The organism is Salmonella sp. SAL00653, from assembly GCF_046552515.1.
Lineage (GTDB): Bacteria > Pseudomonadota > Gammaproteobacteria > Enterobacterales > Enterobacteriaceae > Salmonella > Salmonella enterica.
In genome coordinates this window covers 124,335-141,994 of the sequence record NZ_JBGDTY010000006.1, presented here as the reverse complement: position 1 = coordinate 141,994, position 17,660 = coordinate 124,335, and the positions used below count along the sequence as shown (strand labels likewise).

The 17,660-nt window shown below is 50.1% G+C and carries 16 protein-coding genes and 3 pseudogenes; 4 read left to right on the top strand and 15 right to left on the bottom strand.

Annotated elements, in window-relative coordinates; all coding sequences use genetic code 11:
• Positions 1–331 precede the first annotated feature (331 nt).
• The 4 genes and pseudogenes from kduD to ACLJRU_RS09580 all read right to left on the bottom strand — a co-directional run.
• On the bottom strand, positions 332–1,093 hold the full coding sequence (gene kduD / locus ACLJRU_RS09595; protein ID WP_001540849.1) for a 2-dehydro-3-deoxy-D-gluconate 5-dehydrogenase KduD: 762 nt from the start codon (positions 1,091–1,093) through the stop codon (positions 332–334).
• Positions 1,094–1,149: 56 nt separating this feature from the next.
• Positions 1,150–1,986 (bottom strand): 5-dehydro-4-deoxy-D-glucuronate isomerase, encoded by an 837-nt coding sequence (gene kduI / locus ACLJRU_RS09590; RefSeq protein ID WP_000383262.1) that lies wholly within the window; start codon positions 1,984–1,986, stop codon positions 1,150–1,152.
• A gap of 429 nt (positions 1,987–2,415) precedes the next feature.
• Positions 2,416–3,594: an acetyl-CoA C-acetyltransferase gene (locus ACLJRU_RS09585; protein ID WP_000665984.1), complete on the bottom strand. Its 1,179-nt coding sequence runs from the start codon at positions 3,592–3,594 to the stop codon at positions 2,416–2,418.
• A 122-nt stretch (positions 3,595–3,716) separates the two neighbouring features.
• Positions 3,717–4,118: pseudogene (locus ACLJRU_RS09580) on the bottom strand (substrate-binding domain-containing protein); the annotation flags it as partial.
• Between the two features lie 2 nt (positions 4,119–4,120).
• Here ACLJRU_RS09580 and ACLJRU_RS09575 point away from each other — a divergent pair.
• Together ACLJRU_RS09575 and ACLJRU_RS09570 are read left to right on the top strand one after the other, a co-directional pair.
• Positions 4,121–4,348 (top strand): annotated as a pseudogene (locus ACLJRU_RS09575) (PACE efflux transporter); the annotation flags it as partial.
• Between the two features lie 141 nt (positions 4,349–4,489).
• Positions 4,490–5,719 (top strand): amino acid permease, encoded by a 1,230-nt coding sequence (locus ACLJRU_RS09570; RefSeq protein WP_000036825.1) that lies wholly within the window; start codon positions 4,490–4,492, stop codon positions 5,717–5,719.
• Positions 5,720–5,749: 30 nt separating this feature from the next.
• Here the strand turns inward: ACLJRU_RS09570 and rcnR are convergent, their stop codons facing one another.
• Complete coding sequence (gene rcnR, locus ACLJRU_RS09565; protein WP_000019954.1) at positions 5,750–6,022, bottom strand: Ni(II)/Co(II)-binding transcriptional repressor RcnR; 273 nt, start codon at positions 6,020–6,022, stop codon at positions 5,750–5,752.
• Positions 6,023–6,143: 121 nt separating this feature from the next.
• Here rcnR and ACLJRU_RS09560 point away from each other — a divergent pair.
• Positions 6,144–6,981 (top strand): annotated as a pseudogene (locus ACLJRU_RS09560) (nickel/cobalt efflux protein RcnA).
• A 209-nt stretch (positions 6,982–7,190) separates the two neighbouring features.
• Here the strand turns inward: ACLJRU_RS09560 and ACLJRU_RS09555 are convergent.
• The 10 genes from ACLJRU_RS09555 to vapB form a co-directional block, all read right to left on the bottom strand.
• Positions 7,191–7,949 carry a transcriptional regulator gene (locus tag ACLJRU_RS09555; RefSeq protein ID WP_000134784.1) on the bottom strand — a complete coding sequence of 253 codons (759 nt, stop codon included), beginning with the start codon at positions 7,947–7,949 and terminating at the stop codon, positions 7,191–7,193.
• The gene (locus ACLJRU_RS09550) at positions 7,936–8,442 is read right to left on the bottom strand and encodes a CaiF/GrlA family transcriptional regulator (protein WP_000093331.1); all 507 of its coding nucleotides are present in this window, start codon (positions 8,440–8,442) and stop codon (positions 7,936–7,938) included. Before ACLJRU_RS09550 ends, ACLJRU_RS09555 begins: the two co-directional genes overlap by 14 nt.
• A 106-nt stretch (positions 8,443–8,548) precedes the next feature.
• On the bottom strand, positions 8,549–9,619 hold the full coding sequence (locus ACLJRU_RS09545; protein ID WP_023235224.1) for a hypothetical protein: 1,071 nt from the start codon (positions 9,617–9,619) through the stop codon (positions 8,549–8,551).
• Complete coding sequence (gene stdC / locus ACLJRU_RS09540) at positions 9,616–10,359, bottom strand: fimbrial biogenesis chaperone StdC (RefSeq protein ID WP_000798505.1); 744 nt, start codon at positions 10,357–10,359, stop codon at positions 9,616–9,618. Before stdC ends, ACLJRU_RS09545 begins: the two co-directional genes overlap by 4 nt.
• A 40-nt stretch (positions 10,360–10,399) precedes the next feature.
• Positions 10,400–12,889, bottom strand: a complete 2,490-nt coding sequence (gene stdB / locus ACLJRU_RS09535; RefSeq protein ID WP_001540852.1) for a fimbrial outer membrane usher protein StdB — start codon at positions 12,887–12,889, stop codon at positions 10,400–10,402.
• Between the two features lie 119 nt (positions 12,890–13,008).
• Positions 13,009–13,593, bottom strand: a complete 585-nt coding sequence (locus tag ACLJRU_RS09530; RefSeq protein WP_001244638.1) for a fimbrial protein — start codon at positions 13,591–13,593, stop codon at positions 13,009–13,011.
• A gap of 718 nt (positions 13,594–14,311) precedes the next feature.
• Positions 14,312–14,944, bottom strand: a complete 633-nt coding sequence (locus tag ACLJRU_RS09525; protein WP_001540855.1) for a YfdX family protein — start codon at positions 14,942–14,944, stop codon at positions 14,312–14,314.
• 46 nt (positions 14,945–14,990) lie between these two features.
• Positions 14,991–15,527: an STM3031 family outer membrane protein gene (locus tag ACLJRU_RS09520; protein WP_001038500.1), complete on the bottom strand. Its 537-nt coding sequence runs from the start codon at positions 15,525–15,527 to the stop codon at positions 14,991–14,993.
• 805 nt (positions 15,528–16,332) lie between these two features.
• Positions 16,333–16,731 (bottom strand): tRNA(fMet)-specific endonuclease VapC, encoded by a 399-nt coding sequence (gene vapC / locus ACLJRU_RS09515; RefSeq protein ID WP_000911337.1) that lies wholly within the window; start codon positions 16,729–16,731, stop codon positions 16,333–16,335.
• Entirely contained in the window at positions 16,731–16,958 is a 228-nt protein-coding gene (vapB, locus tag ACLJRU_RS09510) for a toxin-antitoxin system antitoxin VapB (RefSeq protein WP_000557545.1), read from the bottom strand. The genes vapC and vapB overlap by 1 nt, the downstream gene beginning before the upstream one ends.
• A 208-nt stretch (positions 16,959–17,166) precedes the next feature.
• Here vapB and ACLJRU_RS09505 point away from each other — a divergent pair, with 208 nt between their 5' ends.
• Positions 17,167–17,418 carry a hypothetical protein gene (locus ACLJRU_RS09505; RefSeq protein ID WP_001540858.1) on the top strand — a complete coding sequence of 84 codons (252 nt, stop codon included), beginning with the start codon at positions 17,167–17,169 and terminating at the stop codon, positions 17,416–17,418.
• The last annotated feature ends 242 nt before the right edge of the window (positions 17,419–17,660 follow it).

Genomic DNA, 17,660 nt, shown 5'->3' with positions numbered 1-17,660 from the left:
AAGACATAGCCTGAAAGTACGGGATACTCTTCCTCAAGTGTCAGGCTGGAAACGGCATAAATATGGATTAAATGGCTACGCTATAGCGATATGTGATGGATATTACACTTTTTAAATTTAACGCCGTTGCCGGGTATTTTTTCAAACCACCAATATTTCAATAGGTTAAAGCATTGATCATAGCTATTATTTAACAATATATGGATTAAGTTAAACCCACAATATGGACTATGCTAATGAGATCATAAAAAAACCCTGTACCAGGACAGGGCTTTATCAGCTTTTCGGCCAAAGCGTCGATTTTCCCAGAAACGCATTTGTCAGTAGCGGATTAACGCGCCAGCCAACCGCCATCTACCGCTATGGTATAGCCGTTAATATAATCAGCAGCGCTGGATGCCAGGAAGACTACCGGCCCCATTAAATCGCCCGGTAGTCCCCAACGTCCAGCCGGAATACGGTCGAGAATTTCGGCGCTACGTTGTGCATCAGCACGCAATTGCTGGGTATTATTCGTGGACATATAGCCCGGCGCGATGGCGTTCACATTGATATTGTGTTTCGCCCACTCGTTCGCCATCAGACGCGTTATTCCCATTACGCCGCTTTTCGACGCGGTATAAGACGGAACGCGAATGCCGCCCTGGAAGGAGAGCATAGACGCGATATTAATAATTTTGCCGCCGTTGCCCTGGGCAATAAAAAGTTTTGCCGCCGCCTGAGACATAAAGAACACGCTCTTGATGTTCAGGTTCATGACGTCATCCCAGTCTTTTTCCGTGAAATCAATCGCATCTTCACGACGGATCAAACCCGCGTTATTCACCAGAATATCAATATGACCGTATTCTGCCACCGCCCGTTCCAGTAATGCCGGAATACCATCGATTTGACGCAGATCGGCTATCAGGCTTAAAAAACGACGTCCCAGAGCGGTGACGCGCGCAATAGTTTCCGTCGGTTCAACAATGTTAATACCGACAATGTCACAGCCCGCTTCCGCCAGCCCTAACGCCATCCCCTGCCCCAATCCGGTATCGCACCCCGTCACAACCGCGACTTTACCTTCAAGAGAAAATGCATTCAAAATCATTGTTAATCCTTATTTTTGTCATGCCTGTCACGCACAGGCGTTATCACCGGTCGCGACTAGCGCAGATCTTGTACCGCAACGTGATCCATGTCATCGAAGACCTGATTTTCTCCCACCATGCCCCAAATAAACGTATAGGCTTTGGTGCCAACGCCAGAATGTATTGACCAGCTTGGGGAAATAACCGCCTGTTCATTACGCATCACAATATGACGGGTTTCCTGAGGCTGCCCCATCATATGGAAAACGCAACTGTCCTCTTCCATATTGAAATAGAGGTAAACTTCCATACGGCGCTCATGGGTATGGCATGGCATGGTGTTCCATAGATTACCGGGCGCCAGTTCGGTGAGTCCCATACTGAGCTGACAGGTTTCCAGTACATCCGGTACGAAGTATTTATTGATGGTGCGACGGTTACTGGTGAGGTTATCGCCTAAGGTGACGGGCGCAACGTCGGCAGGCGACACTTTTTTCGTCGGATAAGCGGTATGCGCTGGCGCGCAGTTGTAATAAAACTTCGCCGGTCTGCTCGCCTCATTGCTGACGAAGACCAGCTCTTTCGCCCCTTTACCAATATACAGAGCATCACGATGACCAATATCATGGCGCTGCCCGTCAACGATAATGGCGCCCGCGCCGCCAATATTAATGACGCCCAGCTCGCGGCGGTCCAGTAACCGGGAAACGCCAAGCTGTTTACCCACCTCTCCGCCGATTTCAACAGAATGGCTGACGGGCATAATGCCGCCGACAATAATACGGTCGATATGGCTGTAGAACATCGTATATTCATCAGCGACAAAAATATTTTCTATTAAAAACTCGCGTCGCAGCGCCTGGGTGTCCAGCGTTTTAGCGTGCTCGCTATGGATGCTTTGCCTTACGTCCACTTTTCCCTCCAATGATAAATCGATCGCAATGGCATAAAATCAAAACACTGTTTTGATTTATTTAACGGCATCATAGTCGCCTGGATGAAGGTTTTCAACAATAAATAAAACAACGTTTCATTTTTATGCCTGGTTATTTTTAAAACTGCTGTAGCGATCACGAACGGCGCTAAAACTTACGCATTTGTCTGATTTTCAGACATGTGCACCAGATGCTGTATGCGGTTACCCAGATAAAAATTGGAGCTTGTTTTGGAACGGGGTCTGATGTGCGAATTGAATTACAAGCGGTACGCGCCTGCAATGCCCGACGCGGCAAGACGTTCTGCGCTATAACGAAAAAGGGTGTTCTGTCACTGGCTTTGCCCTCGTGATAGAGGGCTTTTTATGACGGAATACTGAAGCAGGAAAAGGGTGGCTGGCGTAGGATCAATCGCGTTCAATGGTTAAAGCAACGCCCTGACCGCCACCGATACACAGCGTCGCCAGGCCTTTTCGCGCGTCGCGTTTAACCATTTCGTGCACCAGTGAAACCAGAATTCGACAGCCGGAAGCGCCAATGGGATGCCCCAGCGCAATCGCGCCGCCATTAACGTTTACCCGTCGCTCATCCCATTCCAGCATTTTTCCTACCGACAACGCCTGGGCGGCAAACGCTTCGTTGGCTTCGATAAGGTCGACCTCCGTCAATTGCCAGCCGGCACGCTCCAGACAGCGCCGGGTAGCATATACCGGCGCAATCCCCATTAGCGCAGGATCGACGCCGACGCTGGCAAACGCGCGGATGCGCGCCAGCACCGGCAGCCCCAGCGCCCGGGCTTTCGTCTCGCTCATCATCATCACCGCGGCGGCGCCATCGTTGATTGAGGAGGCATTACCCGCCGTCACCGAACCTAAACTATCAAACGCCGGATGCAGCAGGGCTAACCCCTCCGCACTGGCGTCGGCCCGCGGTTGTTCATCCGTATCGACAATTGCGGTCTGCCCATTACGTTGCGTGACGATGGGGACAATCTCATCTTTAAAACGCCCGGTATCAATCGCGGCCCTGGCTTTTTGCTGCGAACTGAGCGCATAAGCATCCTGTAACTCGCGGCTGATGCCATATTCCCGCGCCAGGTTTTCTGCCGTTACGCCAATGTGATAATCGTTGAAGGCATCCCATAAGCCATCATGTACCAGACTATCCACCAGATTGTCGGCATCAGGCAACGCGCCGGTACGGCTGTCATTGAGGACATGCGGCGCACGGCTCATATTCTCCTGCCCGCCCGCAATAACAATGTCCGCTTCGCCGCACTGAATAGCCTGCGTCGCCAGGTGCAACGCTTTTAAACCGGAACCACAAACGTCATTAATGGTAATAGCGGAAACGGTAGTCGGCAGCCCTCCTTTGATGGCTGACTGGCGCGCCGGATTCTGCCCGGCGCCAGCCGTCAGCACCTGACCAAGGATGACCTCATCGATAGCGTTAGCGTCCACGCCGGTGCGCTCAATTAACGCTTTTACGACCATGCTCCCCAGCTCGACGGCGGAATGACGGGCCAGCGTTCCCTGAAAACAGCCGATGGGTGTCCGTAAAGCCCCCACTATCACAACCTCTTTCATTACCACCTCAGCGCAAAATGACACCGCCATAGTAGAGCATTGTTAAAATTAGTTATCTTGATTGTTTAAAAAAAGTGAATTTTATCACAAAGGAAATGACGCTGATTTGACGGTGACGCAGCTTATTTCTGCTGCAAATGGTAGCGAAGCCAGTTCCCCGCCGTTCCGGGCGGCGTCTTCTTGTTCCACAACAAACCAATAGCAATCGCCCTCGGCCAGCCAGGAACATCCAGCTGCGCCAGCGGTTTTTCCGCCTCAAACTCTTCCACCAGCGCGCAGGGCAATACGCACCAGCCAAATCCCTGAACCGCCATGCTCAACAGTAATAAATAGTTTGGCGCTGACCAGGCCGGGCCGCGCGTAATGTTGGCATTAGATTCAAGGTAGGTATTCAGACGCAGCTCGCGCCAGGTATGCAGTTGCTCCCATTGCAGGTTCGTCTGCGACGCCAACGGATGCGTGGTCGCCACATAAACCCCCATCCAGCTTTGAACAGGCAGACGCGTCGCGCCAATGTTTGTGGGGACGAACCGCCAAAGTGCGCGCATTCCATGCGTTAGGATTTGAAAGTGGGTTTATTGTCATTGGCGTGAGTATTGTCGCCTGGGTACTGAATGTCAGCCTGCTACAAGCATTCACCCTGGAAATTGGTTTCTTCCTGTTCTTTTTGCCGTACACGATGCTGTACAACTGGGCATACGATGTTTTACGCCAACGAATAGTGACTCGCCGCCAACAGCGCGTTAGTGCATGATATTGCTCTTTTTTGCCGGGATCGCAACGCTCCCGGCCCTCCTCCTCCACGACATCCATCTGCTTAAAACGCCCCCAACTGACGCTATTTATGGTAAATTGCGCTTCTTTTTGTGTGTTTTATAGTTGATAAATTCAAATAATGTCTAAAATTTGGTCAAAAGATGAGACTCTCTGGAGTTTTGCATTATACGGAACGGCTGTAGGCGCAGGCACTCTTTTCCTTCCCATCCAGTTGGGATCGGCAGGCGCAATCGTGCTATTTATTACCGCGCTGGTCGCCTGGCCTCTAACATACTGGCCGCATAAGGCGCTGTGTCAGTTTATTCTTTCCTCAAAGACTTCTGCCGGTGAGGGAATTACTGGCGCCGTTACTCATTATTACGGCAAGAAAATCGGCAATATTATTACCACGCTTTATTTCATTGCGTTTTTTGTCGTGGTATTAATTTATGCTGTGGCGATTACCAATTCCCTGACAGAGCAATTAGCGAAGCATATTCAGATAGATATTCGCATCCGGATGGCAGTTAGCTTCGGCGTAGTACTTATCCTGAATATGATTTTCTTAATGGGAAGACATGCCACTCTTCGCGTAATGGGCTTTTTAGTCTTTCCACTTATCGCTTACTTCTTGTTCCTTTCGCTCTACTTAACCGGAAGCTGGCAACCCTCGTTACTGACCGGGCAGATGTCTTTGGATAGTCACACGTTGCACCAGGTATGGATTTCTATTCCGGTGATGGTTTTTGCTTTTAGCCATACGCCCATTATTTCGACGTTTGCCATCGACAGACGGGAAAATTTTGGCGATCAGGCCATGGATAAATGCAAAAAGATCATGAAGGTCGCCTATCTGATTATCTGCCTGAGCGTGCTGTTCTTTGTCTTTAGCTGCCTGCTCTCCATTCCGCCGTCATACATTGAAGACGCGCGCAACGAAGGCGTTACCATCCTTTCCGCGCTCTCGATGATGCCCAATGCGCCGGCCTGGCTCTCTATTTCCGGTATTATCGTTGCCGTCGTGGCCATGTCGAAATCTTTCCTCGGCACCTATTTCGGCGTCATCGAGGGCGCAACCGAAATGGTAAGAACCACCCTACAGCAGGTTGGCGTAAAAAAAAGCCGGGCGTTCAATCGCGCGCTGTCTATCATGCTGGTTTCCGGGATTACGTTTATTATTTGCTGTATTAACCCGAATGCCATCTCTATGATTTATGCTATTAGCGGCCCGCTCATTGCGATGATTCTGTTTATTATGCCCACGTTGTCAACGTACCTGATACCGGCATTGAAACCCTACCGTTCAGTAGGTAATTTCATTACGTTGGTCGTCGGTTTACTTTGCGTATCGGTGATGTTTTTCGGCTAAAGTAAAAGATAGCCGGGATATAACTCCCGGCTATTTTATATAAGAATCCAGCACCTTTAATATTACGTCCAGATCTTCTTCACGTCTGACTTCATCACTCTGATGAACGATATGCTCGGTCAGATGCCCTTTAATCACCTCGCGCATTAAGCCATTTACCGCGCCGCGAATCGCCGCGATCTGTTGTAACACGGCCGCGCATTCATGCGGTTCATCCAGCATTTTTTTTAGCGCTATCACCTGCCCCTGAATCTTGCTGGTTCTGGCTTTAAGCTTTTGTTTGTCCCGGATGGTATGTGACATTACAACACCTCACTAACATTAACGAATACAAATTATAGCATTACGATGCTACTGGGGGGTAGTATTCCATACTGGGGGGGAGTAGAATGACGCCCACATAAAACAACTAAGAATCATTCTCATGGGTGAATTTTCGACACTTCTTCAGCAAGGAAACGGCTGGTTCTTCATTCCCAGCGCCATTTTATTAGGTATTTTGCACGGGCTTGAACCAGGGCACTCCAAAACTATGATGGCGGCTTTTATCATTGCCATTAAAGGTACGGTTAAACAGGCCGTCATGCTCGGTCTGGCAGCAACGCTTTCTCATACCGCGATCGTCTGGTTAATCGCGCTGGGTGGGATGTATCTTAGCCGGGCATTCACCGCACAATCAGTGGAACCATGGCTGCAGTTAATTTCTGCGATTATTATTCTGAGCACCGCGTGCTGGATGTTCTGGCGGACATGGCGAGGCGAGCAGCAGTGGCTGGCGGGAAACCACCATCACCATCACGACCACGACCACGACCACGACCACGACCACGACCACGACCACGACCACGACCATCATGGTCACATACATCCGGAAGGCGCAACGTCAAAAGCGTATCAGGATGCCCATGAACGCGCCCATGCTGCCGATATTCAACGCCGTTTTGATGGTCAAACAGTGACTAATGGACAGATCCTGCTATTCGGCCTGACCGGAGGGCTTATCCCCTGTCCGGCTGCGATCACCGTTTTACTGATTTGTATCCAGCTTAAAGCGTTTACACTGGGCGCCACAATGGTGCTGAGCTCTGGCATTAACGCTGGTGACGGTAGGCGTTGGCGCGGCGATAAGCGTTCAACAGGCAGCAAAGCGCTGGAGTGGTTTTTCGACGCTTGCCCGGCGGGCGCCCTATTTTTCGAGCATTCTGATTGGTCTGGTCGGCGTGTATATGGGAATTCATGGCTATACCGGGATCATGCAGTAAATATGTAACGCTTCTGCTCAGGCCGTATCATTCACGTCGGGTTTCATTCCAGAAGCGTTTTTACTTATCAAACGGTATGAAAGGCCATACATTCAGCGTCCCGCCTGAATTCTGTATTTTACTCCACTACACCACAGGCAAAACATACCCCACCGCCACCGGGTTTAGCCGGCGTTTCAGGGTTTCTGGATAGGGTCGCCGGAGGCGGGTTATTGCGGAGCGATAAACGGAGTTCGCTGCAGTGATTTACAAAACCGGGTACCAAACAGCAGTTCCCGTAATCGGTTCCGCATTCCCAGCTTCACCAGTAACCGGTATTTGTCCTGCCAGATTTGCTTCTCCTGCGTATTCAGCCTTCCACACAACGCTGACAACCTTCCCCGTCCACGGTAAACTTCCTGAAGCAAGCGTAACTGGGCCAGGCTCACTCCGCATGCCAGTATCTCCCGGTGCATCAACTGATCCATATAGTTCATCAACCGCTTCGGATTGTTAAATATCGGTGGCACTTCCAGAAAGCCCGTCACCGGAGCCGGAGATAACAAAAAGGCGTCCAGCTCGCCTGTCCTGCGCAGGCGTGCGCCCCCGGCCCACTGTTCACCCCGCCGCCCCCGGATAAGTATCTCCGCCAGTTCCTGCTCCAGCAGCGCCGGGATGCCGCCGTATACCTTCAGTACCACCCGGTCGCTGAAAAACAACTCATCGCTGATAATCATAACCGGGTAGTCCGGCAGGATCTGTCTCAGGGAATAGAACAAAAAGAGATGTTCACGGGGACGCAGACACAGTATCAGTATGGCCTCCGGTTTCCGACGTAATTGCTGCAACAGAACAGGCAGCCTGTATGCGGTTTCACAGTTGCAGCCCGGCAGAAATCTTCGGACCAGGTGTGCCACGGCGATCGTCACCGGCCAGCAGTCACCGTAAACGATAATCTGCCGGGCCGGTATTCGGTTATGTTCCGTCATCCTCATCCTCCTTCTTTTTCAGGATCTTCCCCGCATTTCTGTTACTGCACAGCCGGTTCCACAGTTCATTTGCCATCGACCTGTCACCATTACCGACCCGGCGTTTTGATACCGGCGGCGGTCCGGCCTTTTCACGGCGCGTGGACGGGGTGGGACTGTCAAGAACCCGGATAACATAAATCTCATAGCGTCGTGCTTTATTGGGCAGGGTCTGGTGACGGCAGATGCTAACCACCCGCGATGTTTTGCTTCGCAGATAGGCAATCAGGTAGCTGGCCCGTCTGGCCGTGATGTGAAACGCCTCTGCTATCTGGTTACGCTGAACCCAGTTCTGCTGCAACAGGCACCAGTGTGCCACGATGATATACAGGGGCTCGCCGGCATACTGGCGGACACTTACCGGAATAAAACAGGCATCATGGTTGGTCTGTCCGGGATAATGAATATCGTTACCTGAAAAAACTATCTTCTCTTTTGATTTATCAGAAGACATGCAGACTCTCCGTTTTTTAGTGAAAAAGACCGAGAAGAAAAAATAATCATAAAGATAAATTTATATCTATTTTTAATTAACTATCAGGAAATGGTATTTAATTCTGCTAATTGTAAGTAACAATCACTGTCATTGCGGCTGAAAAAGCACCTGTTTTAATTACCGCACCGGGTATAGCTTCGACCTTTGCTTTATACTGTTTTATAATTTTGCCACCAGCACCGTTATCAAGATGGATAGATTCCATATCTGTTTTCAGATTAAATTTAACTGGTGTGTTATTATCCACATCAATTACCGACAGTCTGAATCCATTGTTTTCTTGTTTATTATTCTTAAGAATTACGGTGCTGTCAGCATCTGCCAGTGTCAGATCGTTGGTCCTGAACTCTATAGCCAGTGGGGCAACGAACGGGGTCTGCGTTCCGACATTCTGTTGTGCTGTAACGGTGAAAGGTACTTCCCTGGGCACCATGGTTTCCTTATATTCCGTATAAAAATGCCCCATTTTGATGGTAGCAGAAGGAGAAATAATAACCTTGCCTGAGTTGTCAGGAATCATCCTGATATTAAAGGCAGAAACCGACAAAGGTGTATACGGTTTAGTTGGTGACGGTACGGTTGATGGTTTATAGGGAAGAATATCAAATGTACTTGCCGGAACGTTTATGTTCAAAAAACCATATTTAAAACTTTGTTCAACATAAATACGTACAGTAAGCTTTCCACTCAGATTATATGTTTTATTCTGTTCCAACTCTTGACCAAATATCTTTGAGCTGGACCAGCCGGCAAAACCTGCCTGTATCTCCCGCCATGAAAATTTAACAGGATCTCGACTACCCTCCTGAATAAACAACTCCATACCAAGACCGCTCTTTTTCAGGGCTTCCACCATTGGTTGCACATTCTTAAGACTGATAGTGGCATTATAAGGTTCTGAATAAGTATTAATTGCAGTTATGCAGGTATAACTGAAGGGAATGTCTTTAATTGTCTGTAGTTCATCACCTGTGCCATATTGCCCTGCTTTAATATTAATATTCTGGATGTTAACACTCCCAGTGGCATTACAATATGACCATTCGATAGCTGCCTGCGCAGAATCACAGACAGCAAAGAAAAAAAATACACCTGACAGTATCAGTGATTTCATATTGAATAATCTTCCTGTCATGATGTCGCCCCTGCGTCCTTAAACGCACAGTTCAGGGCATCGCAGGCGTAGCGGTTCATCTGCAGTCCCCCGTAATCATCAATATACCCCACCCACAGCGTCCGGGTTTCTGCCGGCAAAACAGCCTTTAAAGGCAGGCTCCCCAGGGGCGGCACCATCACGCCCTCGCTGAAACCGCTGAGCCTGTGGCTGCGGTCTGCTCCCAGCCACGCCACAGTGATGTAGTACGGCGTCGGGTTTCTGAGGGTCAGATGTCCCGCATTCCGCTCAGCAGTCAGCTTTCTTTCCGGCTGGTCACTGCTGCTTCTGATAATGGCTTTCGGACGGTAAAACAGTTTCAGCTGACTCTGCATGGCCAGTTGCAGGACGTTGTCGTCTTCTGACTTCGGGGGAACGCCCCGCACGTTAAACCAGAACAGTGTTTCCCTGTCCTGAGGGAGCTTATCTGTCAGCCCGCGAACCTGGGTGATACGGACCTGGGATTTCTGTCCGGCATCAATACGCTGCAGCGGCGGCAGCGCCATCAGCGCATCGGTTCTCACCCCGTCAGCATCCGTCACCCAGGACTGCGCCAGGAACGGCGTGGTTTTGTCATCGTTATTCAGCGTGATGGCCACCGTTTTCTGCGGCGCATCCATGATAATACGGGTCCGGTCAACATTGACGGCCGCCGGGCTGTACTGGCTCCATGCCGCCGCCAGTGCGAGTAAAATCACACGGCTTCTTCTGCTGTTTTTCACCTGTTTTCTCCTTTAGACCTGCTCTGTGACAGGGATATTTTTATCTGCAGGGCAGTAACAGCGGCCCCCGGCTGAGTGTCACCGTTTCCGGCAGGGTGAGTCTGCACTGCACCCGGCCATCCCAGGACACATTCAGGGTCCGGCGGTCTTCCCCGCTGAGACCTGTCAGGTAGGCCAGACCGCCATCTCCGACCATCCCCGCGGTTCTGCCGGTTTTCCCAGACACCACCAGGGCGCCAAACGGCGGACTTGCGCCATCAGCCAGCCGGATATGACCGAGCACCTGCTCCCCCTGGTTGGCGTCAATCTGCCGGTAGCCCACCGCGCCCTCCGTCAGCACCTGGCTGATGACGGAGCTGCTGACGTCCACGTCCTCCGGCAGGGCTGCCACATCAACCGAAATATCGCTGCGGCGATAGCTGCTGCCGGCGCTCACCACGCCCACCCCGAAGCGGTTGGTCACCCCGCTGTTGCCGTTCACCGGCACACCGGCCACGTCTCCGGTATCTATCATCATGCGGGGCTCATTCCCGGCCATCGACTGGCTGAAAGCGGCACCGTGGGCGGTGGCAGTCACCGAGCCGTACCAGCTCAGGCCCAGGCTGCGGTACTGTCCGGGCTGCAGGGTGGCGTCCGCTGCCGCTTGGCCCCACGGCAGACGGCTCTGCACGCTGCCGCTGAAGCTGCTGTTGCTGCCGGTGTCATAACGGTTATGACCGGCGCTGATGTTCCATGTAGTGTCCGGGTTATGGAAATCGCTGTAATTCACGGTCTGCTGCAGGCCGCCCCGGTTATCTTTCTGTACGCTGTAACTCACCTGGCGACTGTCTCCCCACGGGATACTGATGGTGGCGTAGACCTGGTTCTGGCTACCCCCGCCGGTGTACTGGTTACGGGCAAACGACACCGAGGCCGGGAGTCCCTGAAGGTCGCCGAGACTGAACACCTTGTTGAGGCTGAGCATGTAGTTATTGTTGGACTGTGCGTTCCAGTAATTGAGCCGGCTTACCGAGAGGGCCGCGCTCATGTTGAGTACCGGAACGGACTGGCTATAAGTCACGGTGTAGCTCTGTTTTTCATGCCATGCATCGCCGCCGTCAGTGGTCCGACGCTGCAGGTACTCCGGCATGGACAGAAAATGGCGGTCCGAGAAGCGGTATCCGACGAACGCCAGGGTACTGCCGGTTTTATCAAACGTTTTGGCATAGTTGATACGGTAGCTGTAACCGGACTGCTTCTGCCCATGCGGCAACCGCGCATCTGAGCGGGTGACGTCCGCAGACAGAGCGCCCAACAGCCCCATATTCTGGCCGATCCCGAGCGCCGCGGACTGGTAGTCGCCGGTGGAGGCAATGAGGCCGCCATACAGCGACGTGTTGTTAAATGCTCCCCAGGTGGCCTCCCCGAGCAGAAAGTCAGGGCTGACCGTGCTGTTGTTATGCGTCCCGCCGTACAGCGGACGTCCGGCGGCCACCTTATAGCGAACCTGTCCCTGGCGTGCCATAAAGGGGACGCTGGCCGTGTTGACCTGCCAGGTCCGGACGCTACCGTCGCTTTCCCGGACGCTGACATCCAGGTTGCCGCTGATATTCTGGCTCAGATCGGGAAGCTCAAAAGGCCCCGGCGACACCCGGGTCTGGTACAGAATGCGACCATTCTGGCTGACGGTGACCTGTGCATTACTGTTCGCAATGCCGCTAATTTTCGGGGCATACCCCTGAAGAGAGGGCGGCAGCATGCGCTCATCGCTGGCCAAAGTGAGCCCGGCAAAGCGGAAGGAGTCAAAAATAGCGGAGCTGAGGTACGTCTGTCCGAGCGTCAGTTTTGAGCGCAGTGCTGGCAAGGCACGGAACAGATACGTCTGCGGCAGATAAAAATCGGACTGTGATGCGCCCTGCCCACTGTCAAAACGGCTGTACTGGTAATCGCTCCGCAATCGCCAGGCGCCGAGATTAAACCCGGCGGTGCCGTAGAGGCTGTAGCTGGTAGAGGTTTCCCCCTGCTGCGGCATATAGCGGTTGACCATCAGGCTGTAATCAAGCAGGCCGGCGGTGACGCCGTCGCTCCAGCGTGAAGGGGGCACCCAGTCCGGGTCCTGATAACGCATCCAGGCCTGGGGAATAATGAAGGTCAGACGCTGATTTTCAGCGCTGTACCGTACCTGACTGTCAGCGGAGCGCAGCTCAAGGCATTGCCCGTCCGGGATACCGGTAACGGGTTTCAGGCCATGAATAATCTTATCCTTAAGACCCAGCATGGCCACCATGTCTGTTGTCACACAGATGACGGCCGCGTCGAGTCCGGCAACCGGTACAACCCTGACCGGATACTGTTCCCGTACCGGCTGGTCATTGAGCCAGATATCGAGAATATAGTTACCGGGCGCCACATACCCCTCGCGGCTGAAGGCCGTGAGGTCCACGTTAGACAGGTTCCCGCTGTCCAGCAGGCTGGCATTGAACTCCGTGGCCTGCGACTTCAGGACGGAAAATGTCAGGGTAATCAGAATGGCAAGCCGGGTAATTTTCATGGCATGGCGCTTTCGTGTTGTCGTCCGTGTAACAGACAGCCCGCAGGCACAGTCAGATATAAAAGCCGTCCGATCCCCTCCGTGGACGGCTTCTCCCTGTCGTTATTTACCGCGTGAAATCACAGGTATTTCAGGGTGTAGGTGACGGATGCGTTAACATCGCCAGGAGTTGCGGCATCTGTCAGGGCTATCAGGCGGGCAAAGAAGTTGAGTTCGTTATTCCCGGCCTGCAGTTGCTGGGCGTCGCCATCCGGCATCGGGGTATTGGGTGTAATCAGTGAGGTGTTGTCACCTTTCAGAAGCTGCACACCAACATGCTGGGCACTGCCGGTGCTGACGTAAGCTTTACCTGAGGTATCTGCTGTGCCACTGAAAGAGACGGTTACTTTAGACATTTTCCCTGCGGAGCCGGCTATTGTAGTTTCATTCGGATCGAAGGCGCAGTTCTGCAGATGAATGGTGAACGGTTTTGAGTCCGTGGTTGCATTGGCGGTATTCAGTTTACGGTAAGAAATCTGTCCAAACGGAACGGTGATCGCATCGTCGCCCGGTGCGATATCACAGGGTGAGTTGGTGATGGTACCAGTGAAAAGAATTTTACCTGAGCCGAACGGGCCTGCTGTGGGTGTAGTATCGGCAGCAAATACAGAAGCACCATACATCATACCGGCAGCCGCCATGGCAAGTATTATTTTATTACGCATAGATAATATGTCCTTTGGGTGAATGAGAATTATTTTGCAAAGGCTGAAAACAACTCTGAGGGTATTAATGAAAGCGTTCAGAAAAGATTCGTATGAATAATAAACGCCTGGTGTTAAACGAAGCACCTGAACTTTCCATCGAAAAATATTGATTTCAGCTAATGCCTAATCAGTTGTAAGAAAATTCTTATTCAAATTAAAACAATAAAAATAGATCGATACGATCGATGATTATGATCGTAATTTAAGAATAATCATCAAAGAAATACTTTTTAATGTAATTATAAGCGGGTGAATACCTAACAGACAGATATTCGCAGCGGACATGAAATATTTTGTAATATATTATCTGGAATGTATGTTTTGCTTTTCCATTACACTGGATATTTACAAAACATAATACTAATCATATATAACAATGAAATTACTGGTAGCATAAAAAACTGGATATAACGCAAGTAAAAGGCATTTAATTCCAAAACATTAACTTAATAAATCATTATGAACCATCATAAGTGGAAGGAATAAAAAATAATAAATGAAATGATATTCTTCTGTATTTGTGATTGGCATCACAATAGATATAAATGCAGGTACCCTGACATTTCTGAACTTCGCGGATGAAATTTAAAAACAATGCCGACAGCAAAGAACAAACTGGTAATAGCTGTCAGACATAATGCTGCCTGCTGTAATGTATACAGCAGGCTGGGGGATATTAATGCGCGGCGTCGTGCTGCACGGAGTGCGTGGGTGATACCTGAACTGACTGAGAGTCTACAACTATGCCATCCTGAGCTGATTTCAGTAACAGACCTGCCTGATAGTATTTTCCTTCGTTCATCAAGGAAAGCGCTGTGGTCACATCCTTACGGGTTTGCTGAAGAGGAATGAGTTCCTGATTTTCAATAACACTGACGCCTGCTAGTTTCAGGGCCTCTATAGTCCCTTTTTTATCTCCTTCTTTCATTTTCTGGTTTGCTTTATTAATAGCATCATTTTTCTGGCCCGCAGGGAGATAATCTTCTGCTACCGTAATCGATGAATTTATCCGAATATAGTGGTCTCCTTCAACTGGGGCTTTTTTATCTGATTTGACATACAGATTCCAGTCAGTGCTGTCATCGTTCAGGAGTTTTTCTGCTTGCGCAGCCAGTTGTTCCGCCTTTTGGGTCCGACCATTAAACAACTCGAATCGCGACATTCCGATATCACGCATGGCCTGCCAGGCCTGTCCGGATATCTTGTCATTATTCAGAGTAACGTTATCAGTCATGTTTGTTGCGGCCATAATATTTCCTGAAAACAGGATAACCATCAGCGCAACGCCTGGCATAATATGGCTTTTCATAATCCATCATCTCCACAAAGTAACATTTTTTATCGGATTATCCTATTCAGAACCGGTAACCCACGCCAAGATTAAAACCATTGCTATTAAGGCTTCCGCTGTTATGGGTAGCATCAAAATCCGCGCCCTCATAACCCAGAGTTATAGCGACATTACTGACCGGCGTATAAGCCACGCCAGCAGAATAACCATATCCGACCTTACTGTCAGACTCATTTATCCCGTGATCACGCTGATGCAATAATACGGGGCCCACTTGACTATACAGACTTAACTGGTTATTTATTTTCCATGAGGGGCCTGCAAGCAGGGAGTAATAACGGGTTGTTACACGACCATTACTGCTTTCATCGGAATAGCGCTGGCTTCCATTTAGCCAGGCAAATGAGGTTGTCAGCCCCCAGTCCGGTGACATTTCATAGTTGTTTGCCAGCCGAACCCCACGCAACGTCCCGGCGTGATTAGTATGGGACTGGGCGTATCCAAGTGAAAATGTACTGGCATTATCGTCTGCCCATACCGGACTGGCTGCAGCAGACAGCAGAACAATACCGGCACTTCCGGCTAATAGCATTTTGTTCATCTTCTTCTCTCCGGTTATTTTTACCTGATGCCTTATTGGCATGTATTAAGTTAAAATCTTTCCGTGATAACAAACTATAAATAAATCTTTTAAATTATGAGCGCTGTTACGCCAGCAAATACCTTTATCTCCGGCTGTCGGGAGGCTATTCACGGAAATATATCCAGGCCAGAAACAGTATTTAATAATAAATAAACTGAAAAATAAAAACTGACAAAAATAGAAGTTCACAGATATATACCAAAAATAATTTGAGTTGCTTAAAGGTGGCAAGGGAGTGAGTCCCCAGGAGCATAGATAACGATGTGACTGGGGTGAGCGACAAATCTGCCGGGAGCAGATTTGAACGTCGCGTGCGACGACCCGTCAGGGCGAGGCCCATGGATGGGCCGGGTAATCCGTAGCCAACACATAAGCAACTTGAAGTATGAAGGGTATATAACGGGAAAGAAGGCATATCGGCCTGGTAAATCAACGTCTGTGATTTAAGTTGCAGGAAACGGCTATGGAGAGGGGGGGCGGCAGTTATCGGGCAGTAACGGCATTGTTCAGTGAGTATCCAGGAAACAAAAAAAGAAGGGAGCGGTACTCCCTTCGTAAACATGTCAGAATACGACATTTTGGTACTCTTTTATTTATTATCTGGCCGTAAAAGTTATGCTGTTGGCAGATATCTCCAGTCAACATAAAAAAATACCACCAGCTAAAAATGTGATGCAAACCACCATTAAGCAGGTAACCAAATTGACTGTGCCACTAAATCCGGAAAAGAGTTTGAATCCGGGGATAACATCTGATGCAGAAATTAGCACCAGTCTTCGATTCGGATACCCGGAATGCGTTCAAACTCGCGGAGATTGTTTGTGACGACGACCAGTCCGCGGCTACGGGCATGGCCAGCAATCATCTGGTCATAAGGCCCGACAGGTGTTCCCTTGCGGGCCAGTTCGGCACGGATTTGACCGGTATGTATCGCTGCCTGTGTATCGTAATCCAGAACCTCAAGGCGGGAGATAAATCCCTCCACGACGGCAAGATTACGCTCCGGCGCCAGGCTTTTTTCAGCACCGTAAATCAGCTCCATTAAGGTGATGGAGCTGATACACATTCGGGATGTATTGAGGTTGAAGCGTTCTCTGATGTGTTCGGGCTTATTTTTGATGGTGAAAATACAGGTATTGGTATCAAGCATGAATTTCAGCATCAGAATCCTTCCCGTTCCTGTACTGCGGGTTGTTCTCTGGTACTCATAAAATCAGTACTGGCGCCTTCGCCATCGAACCAGCTGTCCCAGGATTCTCCGACTGGAGTAATGATTCTGCTTCTGCCAACCGCAATGATTTCGACATGTTTCACATCATCCGGAAAGGATATCGATTTAGGCAATCTGACTGCCTGGGTCCGGTTACTAAAAAAAAGTGTTGTGTGCATAACTGCCTCCTTTCTGGATATACAACGCGTATATCCATTATGAGTAGAGGCGATGTATATGTCAAAGAGATATACAGGAAAAAATAATCCAGTCACATGACGCGCACTCCGCAGGGCATCCTTGTCCAACCCCGGCAATCGGGGAAAGCGAGTTTCCCCGACTCCGGCATTTCTGAATACATCCAATGAAGGAAATACCATGCAAACAATGCATAAAAAACATATGTGCCCATGGCTTCTGCCCGGTTTGCTCGGTCTGGCTCGGTGTGCGCCAGTACCGCATACTTACGCAGCCATCATTGAGGCAGGATTTTATCCGGAAGGTACAGATCTCCAGCTTGTTCTTAAGATAATTGAGACCGCGCGACAGGAAATCCGTCTGATGGACTATTCCTTCACCTCTTGGGAGGTGGTCCGGTTCGAACATTCAGTGAGTACAAAATTCTCCATGTCAAAGTGATCGTCAGCGACGACCACCACACCGAGGTGGACGCGTCAGAATCGCTGATCGGACACGTCGCAATCTACACTCTGACTTATAAGCCAGCCTGAAGGGGCATGTTGGCTTTGACGATCAGGCAAAAAACAACGGCGAATAAAGTCGTATGATGATCTTCACATTTATCATCATCAGCGTTCATATTACTCAACCTGTAATCAACCTCTGGCGTTTTTCTGTATCCATCACAACCATTTCCGGTA